Source organism: Brucella pecoris, assembly GCF_006376675.1.
GTDB classification, from domain to species: Bacteria; Pseudomonadota; Alphaproteobacteria; order Rhizobiales; family Rhizobiaceae; genus Brucella; species Brucella pecoris.
The window spans coordinates 50,028-63,533 of record NZ_VEWK01000013.1; the positions used below are offsets into that span (position 1 = coordinate 50,028).

Genomic DNA, 13,506 nt, shown 5'->3' on the forward strand with positions numbered 1-13,506 from the left:
CAAGCAAATTCTTTGGGGGGTACATGATTGGTTATCTTTGAACCGGTATCGTCTGGATTTTTTACGATTGTTTCAAGAAAATCGTATAGCCATTTCCAAAATAGAACAGGCTATCCCTAATATATCGCGGATATATTAGGAAATTTTGGGGTTTTCTCATCGATTGCGCGAAACTATGCATGCACCACCGGCGGCGCGCAGCTTCGCGCAAATACCGTCGGCTTCACCACGGCTGTCTGCCCCGATGCGTACTGCATATATACCACGGCGACCGATCGGCGTCCGAATCCGGCTGATGACGGGATCGTGGCCGGCAAGTACGGCACTGAACTGCTTGCGCAGACGCGCCCATTGATTGACGGCTGCGCTACGGCGGAAATTGCCTGCGACCTGTATGCCCCACGGTTTGGGTTTCACACGTGACATTGGAATGGTGGCGCTCCGGATGATGGGCAGGCGTTTGCAAGCCGCATTGAATGCAAGCTTCGGATCAAGCGGACGGTTCACGATCTCCTTGCCTGCCGCAAAGTCGTCGGCGGGGGCGCCGGTAATGTCCAGCACGTAATTTTCTGTTTCGAGCGGCAGAAAACCGCCGGACCGTATCCAGTTGGAAACACGCCCGGCCCCTGCATTATAGGCGGCGGCTGCAAGGCCCCAATTGCCGAAGGCACCTTTCAGATCCCGCAGGAAACTCGCCGATGCGGGAATCGCCTGCTCGATGTCGAAGGGATCGGTGAGGCCGCGTTCCTTTGCCGTGTAGGGCATGAATTGCGCGATACCCTCAGCGCCCACAGGGCTGACGGCATTGTGGTCGAAACGGCTTTCCTTCCAGATCAGCCGGGCGAAGAAATCGCGCGGAATGCCATGGGCATCGGCATTGGCGCCAATGAGCTGGCAGATGCGTCCGACAGTCGGCGTCTTCTTCTCTGGCGGTAACGGTGGCGCATAGACCGGCGGGTTCGGTTCGCTCGCTGCGTAGGGTGAAGCGAGGCCGAAAGGCAGGCTGAAAAGCTGCGAAGCCAAGATAACCGCTATGCTACGCCGGTAACGATTCATGCTGCCTGTTCCGCCCCTCGACCTCGGCCAAAGTAACCTATATCGGCAGGTTGTCGATATGGTCTGCAAGGTTTTGCACTTTTGCGAAAAGACTTGCTCTTATCGAAGGTTGCGCCATCTTAGCCTTCGGGACAAAAGGAGAGGACAATGCAATTTCATCGATTCAGACAATTGGCTGTGCTTGCGGGCGCGCTGCTTCTCGCCGGTTGCGTGGCCGAAGGCGGCCCGGATTATCGCCCACCGATGCGCCCCGGACCGTCACAGCCGCAAATCTGTCCTATGAATTATGCGCCAGTTTGCGCCACGCGCGGCTCTTCGCGTAAAACCTTTGGCAATTCATGTCAGGCAAGAGCGGAGGGCTATCGCATCATCGCAAATGGCCAATGCTCGTCAAGGCCGGGTCCGGGTTGGGGCGGCGAGGGCGGTATGCGTCCGCCACATCAGGGCAACAGACCGGGAGTTGGCGCTTGCACGCGGGAGTATAGGCCCGTTTGCGCACGGCGTGGTAACGACAGGCGCACTTTCCCCAATCGTTGCGAAGCCGACCGCGCAGGCTATCGCATCATGAATGGCGGGCAGTGCCGCTGAAGACAGCTCACTTGAAAGGGCGGCAATTGCCGCCCTTTTTTAGACCGCATCCTGAACGGATGATGATTCTCTCACCGGTTTGCCAAAGCGGTCGATATTGGCGTCGCCCCATTCTTTCAATGCAAGCAAAATGGGCTCGATGCTGCGACCCAATGGGGAAAGACTGTATTCCACTTTTGGCGGCACCTGTGCATAGACCTTGCGCTCGATGAGACCATCGTCTTCCAGCTCTCGAAGCTGGTTGGTCAACATGCGCTGCGTGACGCTGGGTATCTGCCGCCTGATTTCATTGAACCGAAGCGTACCGTCCATGAGGTGAAAAAGAACCACGCTTTTCCATTTTCCGTCGATCAGACTGATGGCTGCCTCGACGGCGCAACCGGGGCTACAGTCGAAACGCGAATGCTTGGCCTTGGTCACATTGGTATCCTTTGTATACTAAGTACATATATAGACACTATGGGCGATATTTGTGCGTATTTATATAAATCGATGGTAGTCTAATATTTGGTCCATAGCAAATGGAGCAAAGACAATGAAAGCTGTTGCCTATCAGAACGCCGGTAAACTGGAGCGTGTGGATTCGCTCGTCGATGTGACACTGGACAAGCCGGTTGCAACTGGGCGCGATCTGCTTGTTCAGGTGGAGGCAGTTTCAGTAAATCCGGTTGATTATAAAATCCGTAACGGCGTTTCGCCCGAGGCTGGTCAATGGAAAGTGCTCGGCTGGGATGCGGTTGGCACCGTCGTGCAGACCGGCGATCAGGTGCGGGGTTTCAAGTCCGGCGACAGGGTCTGGTATGCAGGCTCGCTGGTTCGTCCGGGTGCCAACAGCGAGTTTCATCTTGTCGATGAGCGCATCGTTGGGCACAAGCCAGCATCGCTCGCCAATAGTGAAGCGGCGGCCTTGCCGCTAACATCGATAACCGCTTGGGAAATGCTGTTCGACAGGCTGGATGTGCGCAAACCTGTCGCTGGTGCGGCTAATGCCATTCTTATTATCGGCGGGGCCGGTGGTGTCGGCTCAATCGCAATCCAGCTAGCACGCGCATTGACCGATCTGACGGTGATAGCGACGGCTTCGCGACCGGAAACGCAGGAATGGGTCAAGCAGCTCGGAGCGCATCATGTCATTGACCACAGCAAGCCGCTGGCCGAACAGGTTGAAGCTTTGGGGATCGGTGCACCGGCCTTCGTCTTTTCGACGACGCAGACACTGGATCACCTTTCCGAAATCGTCGGTCTCATTGCGCCGCAGGGTCGGTTCGGGCTGATCGATGATCCGGACAAGCTTGACATCATGCCGTTCAAGCGCAAGTCGGTGTCGGTGCACTGGGAACTGATGTTCACGCGCCCGATTTATCAGACCGCAGATATGGGTGAGCAGGGCAGGCTGTTGAACGAAGTCGCGCGACTGGTTGATGAAGACAAGGTCAAGACAACGCTGACGGAGGTTCTTTCACCGATCAATGCCGCCAATCTCAAGGCAGCTCATGGTGTGCTTGAAAGCGGCAAGGCGAAGGGCAAGATCGTGTTGGAAGGCTGGTAAGTCCTCCAACACATAATCAGTGCGCCCCAATCACCGTCCCGGCCGGCCTGTCTTGCCGGGGCGGCGCTTCTTGCGCGCCGTTTCGGCCGGGTCTTCGTAAGACCCGATGCCAGCGCGCTCACGACGGATCGCCGCGTCATTTCCGCCAGCAGGCACTTCCGTCCGCTTGACCGTCATCTCGTCCAGCGTGTTCTTGCGGAACAGCGGTTTTGCCATGTCGGTGCCCGGTCCCATATCGTCGAGCGACGGCTTCTGGAACAGAGACGGCTTGCCAGCCGGGCGCGTCGTGTCGGCACCCATTTCATCCAGTGTCGGCTTGCGGAAACGGGATTTGCCAGTGGGTTTGCCCTTGTTGCGACCTGCACCCGCATCGCCCGCTTCGAATTCGCGTGCCAGCGGATCGTCGGCAATCGCCAGTTCTGTTTCGCGCAACCGCTTGATTTCGTCGCGCAGGCGCGCGGCCTTTTCGAAGTCGAGATCGGCAGCGGCGTCGCGCATCTGCTTCTCCAGATGCTCCAGATGGGCGGCAAGATTGTTGCCCATCATCGCGCCTTCTTCCGCGAAGCCCGAAATATCTGCGCGGACATGATCGCGCTCGTAAACCGAGCCGAGAATATCTGAGATATTCTTCTTCACCGAGGCAGGCGTAATGCCATGCTCTTCATTATAGGCAACCTGTTTCTCACGGCGACGGCTGGTTTCGTCCATCGCGCGCTGCATCGAGCCGGTAATATTGTCGGCGTAGAGAATGACCTTGCCATCAACGTTACGTGCAGCACGGCCAATTGTCTGGACCAGAGAGGTTTCCGAACGCAGGAAGCCTTCCTTGTCGGCATCGAGAATGGCGACAAAGCCGCATTCCGGAATGTCGAGACCTTCGCGCAGCAGGTTGATGCCAACCAGCACGTCGAACGCGCCGAGGCGCAGATCGCGAATGATCTCGATGCGCTCCAGCGTGTCGATGTCGGAGTGCATGTAACGCACACGCACGCCCTGCTCATGCAGATATTCGGTCAGGTCTTCGGCCATGCGCTTGGTCAGCACCGTGACCAATGTACGATAGCCTTTCTGCGCTGTTTCGCGGATTTCGCCGAGAACGTCATCGACCTGCGACTTGGCGGGCCGGATTTCGACAGGCGGATCGATCAGTCCGGTCGGACGGATGACCTGTTCTGCGAACACGCCGCCCGCTTCCTCCATTTCCCAGCCGCCCGGCGTTGCCGAGACAGCGATGGTCTGCGGGCGCATGGCGTCCCATTCCTCGAAACGAAGCGGGCGGTTGTCCATGCAGGACGGAAGGCGGAAGCCATATTCGGCAAGTGTTGCCTTGCGGCGGAAGTCGCCGCGATACATGCCGCCGATCTGCGGAACCGTGACATGGCTTTCGTCGATGAAAACCAGCGCGTTGTCGGGAATATATTCGAACAGCGTCGGCGGCGGCTCACCGGGGTTGCGGCCGGTCAGATAGCGCGAATAGTTTTCGATGCCTGCGCAGGAACCGGTTGCTTCCAGCATTTCCAGGTCGAAGGTCGTGCGCTGGTCGAGGCGCTGGGCTTCCAGCAGGCGACCGGCCCGATTCAGTTCGTCGAGACGATGCTTCAGCTCTTCCTTGATCGACTTCATCGCCTGATTGAGAGTCGGGCGCGGTGTCACATAGTGGGAATTCGCGTAGATCTTGACCGATTTCAGCTCGCCTGTCTTCTGGCCGGTCAGCGGGTCGAATTCGGTGATGGTTTCAATTTCGTCACCGAAAAGGGAAATGCGCCAGGCGCGATCTTCCAAGTGGGCCGGGAAGATTTCGATCGTATCGCCGCGCACACGGAACGAGCCGCGCACGAAATTAATGTCCTGCCGCTTGTATTGCTGTGCCACGAGATCGGCGAGCAATTGGCGCTGGTCGAGCCGGTCGCCGATCTTCATTTCGAAGGTCATGGCCGTATAGGTTTCGACCGAACCGATACCGTAGATGCACGAGACCGAAGCGACGATGATCACATCGTCGCGTTCGAGCAGCGAGCGCGTGGCCGAGTGGCGCATACGGTCGATCTGTTCGTTGATGGACGATTCCTTCTCGATATAAGTGTCCGAGCGGGGCACATAGGCTTCCGGCTGGTAATAATCGTAGTAGGAAACAAAATATTCGACGGCGTTGTTCGGAAAGAAGCTCTTGAACTCGCCGTAAAGCTGCGCGGCCAGCGTCTTGTTTGGCGCGAGGATCAGGGCAGGGCGCTGCGTCCGCTGGATGACCTGCGCCATGGTGAAGGTTTTGCCCGAACCGGTGACGCCGAGCAGAACCTGCGTGCGGTCGTCATTCTCCAGTCCTTCCATCAGATCGCGAATAGCCGTCGGCTGATCGCCGGATGGTTCGAAACTGGTTTCCATCTCGATGGCGATGCCGCCTTCGGATTTTTCCGGGCGGGACGGGCGGTGAGGTGTCCAAAGCTCGCCGTTTTTGAACAACGGGTTGCCGGAAGCGATCAGGTCCGACAGTGCCTGAACCGTTGCCGTGGCACCACTGGCATTGAGACCAGTGGCGTCTTCCAGACTGATGTCGAGACCGGCAACCGGATTGAGGCCAGCCGCCGCACGTTCCTTGGCGGAAGCGGCGCCGCCCATCGACGTGCCGCGCCCCGTGCGCGAGGCTTCCTTGCTGCGCTCGGGAATCTTCTTTGGTTGTTTTTTCGCGCTCACGCTGCCGCCGCGCGGCTTTGCGGCCTCGTCGCCAATCTCCTTCGCCCAGTCGGCGATGGAACCAGACAGGGGGGAACCGGATAGGGGAGCGCCGGAAAACTCGGCCTGTGGCGCTTCACCGAAGCCGCCAGCCTTGTTGTGCGAATCCTGGGAGTGTTTGTCTTTTGAGGAAGCCATGTCCCCAATATGGAATTTCAACGTCCAAATGAAAAGAGTGCGGGGCCGAAATCCTCCACACCCTTTTTATATCCAGCGATGCTCCTGACAGAAGGCTGTCAGGAGGGCTCGGATTTTCGGGCTGCTTTAAAGCCTGCCGCCGAGACGCATACGAGGGCCCGGACCGAAGTTATGCCCGAAGCCAGGACCAAAACCGGGATGATAGCCCGGATTGTCGCGCCAGCCGGGCCTGTCGACCCAGTGAGGACGAGGTGCCCCCGAGTTGGACTGACAATTGCGCCCGATGCAGCCATTATAGACGTTGCCGCCGCCGCCCCAACCCCGATAAGGGCCCGGACCCCAACCAGGCCCCCAACCGGGACCGCTATTGGCGATAGCCGAGCCGATAACCATGCCTGCGATGAGCGGTATGCCGACAGCGGCGGCAGTCGATCCGAAATTGTCGTTTGTCGTGTAGCCATTGCCCGTCTGAATGGCGATGTAGCTGGATGCAGCCCATCCTGTCATGCCGCCATAGGTGACCTGGCACCAGCCATAACCGCTGGTGCAGCCAGCGACGACGATGCCGACCCCGTTGGGAATGGTGCCGATGGTTCCGTACTGCGTTCCTGGACCTACGCGCAAGTTGAGAGAAGTGGTTACAATTGCCGATGATGCGTAAGCATTCGTTGAAATAAGAAGTGCTAATGTAACTATGGAAGATCTTACCGATAGTTTCATATATCATTCCTCTAATATACTTCTATTGATTACTTATAGCATGAAGATAATTATTTACGTGCATCACGATTTTTCGATTTCAATTCATGATTAATAAATGTCAACCTCTTGAAATCGCCGTCCATGCTAACGGTTTAAGCGCTTCATGCGGTACTTTTCTTCGCGACGGGCTTGTCTCATATTAAAGGGCGACTCTCTCAAGAACTTAAGGACTGACTTCGATGAATACTGACAATGCGCCGAAGGGCATGCTGACATTGCGCGTGCCCGCCATGCCCAAGGATGCGAATGCAGCGTTTGATATTTTCGGCGGCTGGGTGATGGCGCAGATGGACTCCGCCTCCGGTATTCGTGCGGCAGAGCGCGCCAAGGGCCGCGTGGTGACGGCGGCCGTCCGTGAAATGTCCTTCGCCAAGCCGGTGAAGATCGGTGACGCACTCTGCGTCTATACGGAGATTACGAAGGTTGGGCGCAGCTCGATCACACTGCGGGTCGAAGCCTGGGCACAGCGCTACCTGACCCAGCACATGGATCTTGTGACTCACGGCGAATTCGTCATGGTTTCTCTGGATGAGAACGGCAAGCCGACGCCGGTGCCGCCGGAAGAATAAAGCATCGTCGAGCCCGGCATTGCGCCGGGCTTATTTACAGGCGCGATAGCCGCTGCGGCGCTGCATCAGGTCGAAATGGAAATGATCGGCATGTTCCGGGTTATAGCCGGGGCCGAGAACCGTCGTGAAATAGCCGCAGGCATCGGAGCGCACGCTGTTGAGCAGGCCTTTTTCGCGGAAGGCGAAGAAGCCCGGTTTGCGCACCATGATGTTCTTGCCATTGTTCAATACGATCTTGGTGACGTCGATGGCGTTGCCGCGTGAATGTTCCGACATTTTCGCGCCGCGACGGTTGTTCATGGTACGGCAGGAATAGCCTCCGGCATTATAGATCGTGCTGACGCCGGACAGATAGCGCATCCGCGACGCGGGCTGCAGGTCGCCCTTGATCCAGCGGGCAAAGGCTTCCGTCACCTGACAGTTCAGCGTTGCTGCCGGTTTGAAGGCGATGGACCCGCTGTTGAAACCGGATACCTCGATTGGGTTTGCGATCTGGCAGGAACTGCTGCGATAGATCGTCGGCTTTTCTTTGAATACGACGCCGAGCCGTTTCAGCCGCGTGCGGCAGGCGGCTTCCGCATTGGACATCGTGTAGATGTTTTCGGCGGCTGTTACCGGGTTTTGGATCGGGGCCGTGAAGCCGTAGTCGCCGGAATATTGCGGCTGGCTCTGCTGTGTGGATCGCGCGACGTGGTTTTCTTCCTCTTCGGCAAGCCCGACGATGCGCTCTTCCTGCGGTTCCTGCATGACAGGTGCGTCCACAACCGGGGCAGCACTTGCGACCGGCGCGTCGGGAACCATCATATCCGAATTGCCGACACTGGCCTGCGGACGCGGGGCGCTTTCACCGGAACAACCGGCGATGATGGCCAGCAGAGCGATGGATAATGACGGGGCCAGACCTCGCAACCGGGAGCGCTGGCGGCTGACTGGAGCGGTGGCGGACAACACAGAACTCATGTCCATACCTTTTCTTCGGGAGACCAGACCGATGGCGTTTCCCGAATATTAGCCCGCAAGCGTAAAGGAAGAGTCAGCGCCCGCGTTAAGGGCTGTGGCGTAAACGGGGCAGCATTGGCAAAATGCCGCCGTTGTTTTATCACCATGCTGCGGCTTCGGGCCATGCCGCAGACAACATCCTCCCGGTCCCTAAAGTCATTTCCATGTCAGCACTGATTTCGCCAAGTGTTCTGCCGATCCTGCTTCTCATCGGTTCGAATGTTTTCATGACATTCGCCTGGTACGGGCACCTGAAATTCACCAGCACGCCACTTATCACCGTCATTTTCATAAGCTGGGGTATCGCGCTGATCGAATATTGCCTCGCGGTTCCGGCCAATCGCATCGGACATGAGGTCTATTCGGCGGCGCAACTGAAGACCATTCAGGAGGTTATCACACTGGTGATCTTCAGCCTGTTCTCGGTCTTCTATCTCAAGGAAGCCTTTACCTGGCACCATCTGCTGGGCTTCGCTTTCATAGCGGGCGGTGCGGCGTTAATCTTCAAGGCATGACGCCTTTTATACCAGGGCGCTGAGATGCTAACGCATCACGCCCTGAAAATGCTCAATCGCCGCACAGGCTTAACCAAAACTCGATGAGTCAAACTCATCGAGTTTTGGTATTACTCGGCGGGAACGAGTGCCGGCTTGCGTTTCCAGAACATGGGAATGAGCTCTACGGCCAGCATGGCGGCAAAGATCAGTCCGCAGCCGATGAAGCCGATGAAGGTCAGTCGTTCGCTGAGGAAGATAGCGCCGAACAGGGCCGCGAAAAGCGCTTCTGACGACAGGAAAATCGCGGCCTGTGCCGAGGTGGTGTAGCGCTGCCCGATAGCCTGCAAGGTGAATGCGATACCGGACGAGAAAACGCCGGTGAAGAGAATTTCCTTCCAGGTGAGCGCAATGGCAGTCCAGTTGAAGTCTTCGATCATGGACGCGATGGCAAGTCCTGCGACAGCGCTGGTCGCAAACTGGATGCAACTGAGCGCGATAGGCCGTCCTGCGCGGTTTGCCCGACCGATCAGGACCACCTGCAAGGCCCAGAAGACGGCGCCGCCGATGACCAGCCAGTCACCTTGCTTGAGTGCGGTCAGCGCTCCGCCGGAAAGCAGGAATATGCCTGCCAGACATGCCGCCGCACTGGGCCAGACGACCGGATGCGGCCATGTGCGAAACAGGATGACGCCGAGCACAGGCACCATCACGACATAAAGCCCGGTCAGAAAACCGGCATTGGTGACGGATGTGGTGATGAGCCCGATCTGCTGGAGAACGAGCCCGGTGAACAGGCTCAAACCAATGATCATGAAGAAGAGATAGTTCGACCGGCTCAGCCTGGCTTTTGCCTTTCTCCCTTCGGCTATGGCCAATGGCAGGACCGTAAGCGAGGCGATTGCCGAGCGGACACCGATGAACAGAAACGGGCCGATACTGGCCATCGCCGTCGATTGGGCGACGAAACCCATGCCCCAGATGACGCCTGCCAGAAGCAGCAGCATGTTGGCTTGTACGCGCGTCATCATTGCCTCGTTTCAAATTTTTCAGGATGTATTTCTATAGAAAGAGAAACCGGAAGCTTTTCGGCCTTTTCCGGTCGCCATGCTATAGGCAATATTACGGGCAGACGGCAAGGAAACTTCCGATTCTGCGACATTCGTGCATGGTCTGTTTATAGTTAGAGCGATTTCTTACTGACGGGGTATCTTATGCTTTTTGGGGATCGTCAATCCGTTGCGGTGACATCGATTGCCACAGCGATGCTGTTTCTGGCGGGTGGGGAATCGCAAGCAGCCTTCAAGAAAGTTCGCGATACGCTGGTTTTGTGCGATTTCGCGCAAAATTGCACGCTGACCCTGAGCCCGGTTGCGAGCGAGGGCGCGCCGGGGCTTGGCATCTTTCGCAGCAGCCAGTCCGGGGCAAAACCGGCGCTGCGACTGTCCTATATCGATCCATCACAGAAATCGGGCAGGCTGGAGGTTTCAATCGACGGCAAGCCGCTGATCGACGTCGACGTGACGGTCCTCAAAGCGCAGGACGATCAGCTTGATTATGTCGATGCAGGCGATGTCGCCAAAACGCTTGCCGCCATGAAGGCCGGCCAGAAATTGCAGCTAAAATTCGCCGGAAAGACTTCGACCTATTCGCTTTCGGGCCTTGTCGGCGGGTTGATCTATGTCGATGAGCAACAATCGCGCGACGGCACTGTCGAGGCATTACAGGTTACGGGCAGCAAGCCTGCTCCCGTTCCACCGGCAATCAAGCTGATCGAAACCGTCGAGCAGATACCTGCTGAAATCCGCAAGGATTTTTCGGACGAAGCGGCGGTTTGCGGCGGAGCCAGCCCCGGCACGTTCCGCAATGCGGGCGGTTTTGAGACGAAGATTGCCGATGGTCTCGATCTCATCGGCCTGCCATGCGGTTCGCCGGGGGCCTATAACCAGCCTTATAGCTTCTACAGCCGCTACGAAAACAAGATCGTGCCGATCTCGCTGCCGACCATTTCCGATGATGGCCCGACAGTGACCGACACGGCATGGAACATCGACTGGACGCAGAAAACTTCGACGCTGACGGCCTTCTTCAAGGGGAGAGGGCTTGGAGATTGCGGCATTTACGATGTCTGGAAAGCCACAGACAGCGGTGAGGGCCGGGTGCGTTTCGTCCTGCTGCAGGAGCGGTCGAAAGGCGATTGCGATGGAAATTATTCGGGAGGCCCGGAGAAATGGCCTGCGAGCTGGCCGGTCAACGCAAAGTAGGTGCCGCTTCAGGGTGGAGTTGACAGAGGCATACTTTTCCGCGTGAAATGATTGATGGAAATGCTATAGTTCTGTGAACGGCTATTCGAACGGTTCCGAGACGGATGTTTCGGTGACCGTTTTCTTTTTGTGTGTCGGAGGCTGCAGCCTTCGAAAAGCGCCTCGCATTATCCAAGCATTGCGCGAGGTGAGGCGGGCAAATCAAGATGCCGGTGCGTGCAGGCCTCGGGGTGAGGCGAGCACCGGACGAAGGAAAGGACTGGGTATGGAAAAGTTCCCTATGACCCCTGGCGGTTTTGCAAAGCTTAAGGAAGAGCTGCGCTGGCGTCAGCAATCGGAGCGCCCTCGGATTATTGAGGCAATCGCTGAAGCGCGTGCGCATGGCGATTTGTCGGAAAACGCCGAATATCACGCTGCGAAAGAAACCCAAAGCCTGAATGAAGGTCGTATCAACGAACTGGAAGATCTGGTTGCGCGCGCCGAGATTATCGACGTCTCGAAATTGTCGGGCGACCGCATCAAGTTCGGCGCTACCGTCACTATGATCGACGAAGATACGGAAGAAGAGAAAATCTACCAGATCGTCGGCGATCAGGAAGCCGATGTGAAGGAAGGCCGCATCTCCATTTCATCGCCGATTGCACGTGCGCTGATCGGCAAGGGCGAAGGCGACACGATTGAAGTCAACGCTCCGGGCGGTTCGCGTTCCTACGAAATCGTCAGTTTGAAATTCGTCTGATTTCCGTGTCCGCTGACAAGTCAGATTCCGGACAGGTTCGGGTTCAGGATGTCGAGGTGGTGGCGCCGAATTTCAAGCGCCGCCTCTCCGGTGTCACATCGACGATTGTTCAGTTGATCCCTTTGCAGCGCGCAAAGGGCCTGAACATTGCGACGATGGGGCCGGGTCTGCCGGACACGCTTCCGCATCTGGGATGGAACGCTCTTCTGTCTTTCTGGTCGAAGCCAAGGACAAAACCGTTCCGCATCTGGCATGCGCGGCGCAATATCGAAATGCTTGCGGGTATTTTCATGCGCGATGTGCTGCGCATGAAACTGCGGCTGGTGTTTACCTCGGCTGCGCAGCGCCACCACAAGCCTTTTACCAAATGGCTTATCCGCCGCATGAATGCGGTGATTGCAACGAGTGGCCGGTCGGGAAGCTTTCTCGAAGTCCCGTATCAGGTCATCATGCATGGCGTGGACTTGCAGCGGTTCCATCCGCCTGTCGGCGAAGAAGATAGCTTCGCGGCATCCGGCCTGCCCGGAAAATATGCCGTTGGTTGTTTCGGCCGTGTGCGTTCCTCCAAGGGAACGGACCTTTTCGTCGATGCGATGATCACGTTACTGCCGAAATATCCTGAATGGACCGCCATCATCACCGGGCGCACGACCGCTGAGCATCAGTCTTTCGAGGACGCTCTGAAGGCGAAGATCGCCGCTGCGGGTCTGCAGGATCGTATCCTCATTCTGGGGGAAGTGCCGGATATCAGGATCTGGTATCGCCGTCTGACGCTTTATGTTGCGCCTTCGCGCAATGAAGGTTTCGGGCTGACGCCGCTTGAAGCCATGGCATCGCAAACGGCCGTCGTTGCCAGCGATGCAGGCGCTTATGCGGAAATGTTCGTTGACGAGACGGGCATATCGGTTCCGGCGGGAGACGGCGAAGCCCTGTGCAAGGCAATCGAGCCCTATATGGCAGACCCGGCATTGGCACAACGCCACGGCGAAAATGCTCTCAAGCATGTCCGCGCCACTTTTCCGCTGGAAAAGGAAGCTGCCGCTATCAGTGCTGTTTACGAGCGCGTATTCGCCGGGAAGTAAAAAGTAACCCCCGGCGCAGAATCCAATATTTAAAGGATCATCAGCGGTTCGTCCTTGACCGGACGAATGGTCAAAGCTGTGCGCACGGAATCCACATTGGGAGCTGCGGTCAGCTCCTCGATCACGAAGGTCTGGAACGTGTTGAGATCGCGCGCGACGCAATGGAGCAGGAAATCGGACTCGCCCGAAACCATCCAGGCGCGGCGTACCAGTGGCCATTGCTTGGTTTTTTCAGCAAAAGCCTTGAGGTCCGCATCGGCCTGACGATGGAGGCCGACTGAACAGAAAGCAACGAGGTCCTGCCCGAGCGAATTGCCGTTGAGAATGGCGCGATACCCTCGGATGACGCCGCTTTCTTCCAGCTTGCGCACGCGGCGAAGACACGGCGGAGCCGAAATGCCGACGCGTTCGGCCAGCTCGACATTGGTGATGCGCCCGTTATTCTGGAGCTCCCGAAGGATTTTCCAATCGATTTCATCCAGATCGGCCTTGATCGGCATGCATAACTCCGCGCGCAAGGAAATTTCATTCCGGGG

The 13,506-nt window shown here is 57.3% G+C and carries 14 protein-coding genes; 7 read left to right on the top strand and 7 right to left on the bottom strand.

Annotated features, from left to right (window positions below):
• Positions 1 to 156: 156 nt before the first annotated feature.
• Positions 157 to 1,056, bottom strand: a complete 900-nt coding sequence (locus FIB18_RS20295) for an SPOR domain-containing protein (RefSeq protein WP_140022435.1) — start codon at positions 1,054 to 1,056, stop codon at positions 157 to 159.
• A gap of 147 nt (positions 1,057 to 1,203) precedes the next feature.
• Between FIB18_RS20295 and FIB18_RS20300 the strand changes: the two genes are divergently transcribed.
• Positions 1,204 to 1,644, top strand: coding sequence for a Kazal-type serine protease inhibitor family protein (locus FIB18_RS20300; protein WP_140022436.1), 441 nt, complete (start codon positions 1,204 to 1,206; stop codon positions 1,642 to 1,644).
• A 39-nt stretch (positions 1,645 to 1,683) separates the two neighbouring features.
• Here FIB18_RS20300 and FIB18_RS20305 read toward each other — a convergent pair whose 3' ends face one another.
• On the bottom strand, positions 1,684 to 2,064 hold the full coding sequence (locus tag FIB18_RS20305; protein WP_140022437.1) for a winged helix-turn-helix transcriptional regulator: 381 nt from the start codon (positions 2,062 to 2,064) through the stop codon (positions 1,684 to 1,686).
• A 115-nt stretch (positions 2,065 to 2,179) separates the two neighbouring features.
• Here FIB18_RS20305 and FIB18_RS20310 point away from each other — a divergent pair, with 115 nt between their 5' ends.
• On the top strand, positions 2,180 to 3,193 hold the full coding sequence (locus FIB18_RS20310) for a zinc-binding alcohol dehydrogenase family protein (RefSeq protein ID WP_140022438.1): 1,014 nt from the start codon (positions 2,180 to 2,182) through the stop codon (positions 3,191 to 3,193).
• 30 nt (positions 3,194 to 3,223) lie between these two features.
• On the opposite strand, the gene uvrB is transcribed toward FIB18_RS20310, so the two are convergent.
• Positions 3,224 to 6,061 (bottom strand): excinuclease ABC subunit UvrB, encoded by a 2,838-nt coding sequence (uvrB, locus tag FIB18_RS20315; protein WP_140022439.1) that lies wholly within the window; start codon positions 6,059 to 6,061, stop codon positions 3,224 to 3,226.
• A gap of 126 nt (positions 6,062 to 6,187) precedes the next feature.
• Positions 6,188 to 6,781, bottom strand: a complete 594-nt coding sequence (locus FIB18_RS20320; protein WP_140022440.1) for an SH3 domain-containing protein — start codon at positions 6,779 to 6,781, stop codon at positions 6,188 to 6,190.
• Between the two features lie 221 nt (positions 6,782 to 7,002).
• On the opposite strand from FIB18_RS20320, the gene FIB18_RS20325 reads away from it, so the two are divergent.
• Positions 7,003 to 7,392: an acyl-CoA thioesterase gene (locus tag FIB18_RS20325; protein ID WP_140022441.1), complete on the top strand. Its 390-nt coding sequence runs from the start codon at positions 7,003 to 7,005 to the stop codon at positions 7,390 to 7,392.
• 30 nt (positions 7,393 to 7,422) lie between these two features.
• On the opposite strand, the gene FIB18_RS20330 is transcribed toward FIB18_RS20325, so the two are convergent.
• Complete coding sequence (locus tag FIB18_RS20330) at positions 7,423 to 8,352, bottom strand: extensin-like domain-containing protein (RefSeq protein WP_140022442.1); 930 nt, start codon at positions 8,350 to 8,352, stop codon at positions 7,423 to 7,425.
• A gap of 203 nt (positions 8,353 to 8,555) precedes the next feature.
• On the opposite strand from FIB18_RS20330, the gene FIB18_RS20335 reads away from it, so the two are divergent.
• Positions 8,556 to 8,906, top strand: a complete 351-nt coding sequence (locus FIB18_RS20335) for a DMT family protein (protein WP_140022542.1) — start codon at positions 8,556 to 8,558, stop codon at positions 8,904 to 8,906.
• A gap of 110 nt (positions 8,907 to 9,016) precedes the next feature.
• Here the strand turns inward: FIB18_RS20335 and FIB18_RS20340 are convergent, their stop codons facing one another.
• Positions 9,017 to 9,913 (bottom strand): DMT family transporter, encoded by an 897-nt coding sequence (locus FIB18_RS20340; protein ID WP_140022443.1) that lies wholly within the window; start codon positions 9,911 to 9,913, stop codon positions 9,017 to 9,019.
• Positions 9,914 to 10,099: 186 nt separating this feature from the next.
• Here FIB18_RS20340 and FIB18_RS20345 point away from each other — a divergent pair, with 186 nt between their 5' ends.
• The 3 genes from FIB18_RS20345 (at position 10,100) to FIB18_RS20355 (ending at position 12,970) form a co-directional block, all read left to right on the top strand.
• Positions 10,100 to 11,149, top strand: a complete 1,050-nt coding sequence (locus tag FIB18_RS20345) for a DUF1176 domain-containing protein (protein WP_140022444.1) — start codon at positions 10,100 to 10,102, stop codon at positions 11,147 to 11,149.
• 265 nt (positions 11,150 to 11,414) lie between these two features.
• Positions 11,415 to 11,888: a transcription elongation factor GreA gene (gene greA, locus FIB18_RS20350; RefSeq protein ID WP_140022445.1), complete on the top strand. Its 474-nt coding sequence runs from the start codon at positions 11,415 to 11,417 to the stop codon at positions 11,886 to 11,888.
• Positions 11,889 to 11,893: 5 nt separating this feature from the next.
• Positions 11,894 to 12,970 (top strand): glycosyltransferase family 4 protein, encoded by a 1,077-nt coding sequence (locus FIB18_RS20355; protein ID WP_140022446.1) that lies wholly within the window; start codon positions 11,894 to 11,896, stop codon positions 12,968 to 12,970.
• A gap of 29 nt (positions 12,971 to 12,999) precedes the next feature.
• On the opposite strand, the gene FIB18_RS20360 is transcribed toward FIB18_RS20355, so the two are convergent.
• Positions 13,000 to 13,470 (bottom strand): Lrp/AsnC family transcriptional regulator, encoded by a 471-nt coding sequence (locus tag FIB18_RS20360; protein WP_006471903.1) that lies wholly within the window; start codon positions 13,468 to 13,470, stop codon positions 13,000 to 13,002.
• Positions 13,471 to 13,506: the final 36 nt, after the last annotated feature.

Excerpts from the sequence above, each read along its gene's own strand:
- FIB18_RS20295 (WP_140022435.1), bottom strand. The coding sequence starts at position 1,056 with ATGAATCGTTACCGGCGTAGCATAGCGGTTATCTTGGCTTCGCAGCTT.
- FIB18_RS20300 (WP_140022436.1), top strand. The coding sequence starts at position 1,204 with ATGCAATTTCATCGATTCAGACAATTGGCTGTGCTTGCGGGCGCGCTG.
- FIB18_RS20310 (WP_140022438.1), top strand. The coding sequence starts at position 2,180 with ATGAAAGCTGTTGCCTATCAGAACGCCGGTAAACTGGAGCGTGTGGAT.
- uvrB (WP_140022439.1), bottom strand. The coding sequence starts at position 6,061 with ATGGCTTCCTCAAAAGACAAACACTCCCAGGATTCGCACAACAAGGCT.
- FIB18_RS20320 (WP_140022440.1), bottom strand. The coding sequence starts at position 6,781 with ATGAAACTATCGGTAAGATCTTCCATAGTTACATTAGCACTTCTTATT.
- FIB18_RS20325 (WP_140022441.1), top strand. The coding sequence starts at position 7,003 with ATGAATACTGACAATGCGCCGAAGGGCATGCTGACATTGCGCGTGCCC.
- FIB18_RS20330 (WP_140022442.1), bottom strand. The coding sequence starts at position 8,352 with ATGAGTTCTGTGTTGTCCGCCACCGCTCCAGTCAGCCGCCAGCGCTCC.
- FIB18_RS20335 (WP_140022542.1), top strand. The coding sequence starts at position 8,556 with ATGTCAGCACTGATTTCGCCAAGTGTTCTGCCGATCCTGCTTCTCATC.
- FIB18_RS20340 (WP_140022443.1), bottom strand. The coding sequence starts at position 9,913 with ATGACGCGCGTACAAGCCAACATGCTGCTGCTTCTGGCAGGCGTCATC.
- FIB18_RS20345 (WP_140022444.1), top strand. The coding sequence starts at position 10,100 with ATGCTTTTTGGGGATCGTCAATCCGTTGCGGTGACATCGATTGCCACA.
- greA (WP_140022445.1), top strand. The coding sequence starts at position 11,415 with ATGGAAAAGTTCCCTATGACCCCTGGCGGTTTTGCAAAGCTTAAGGAA.
- FIB18_RS20360 (WP_006471903.1), bottom strand. The coding sequence starts at position 13,470 with ATGCCGATCAAGGCCGATCTGGATGAAATCGATTGGAAAATCCTTCGG.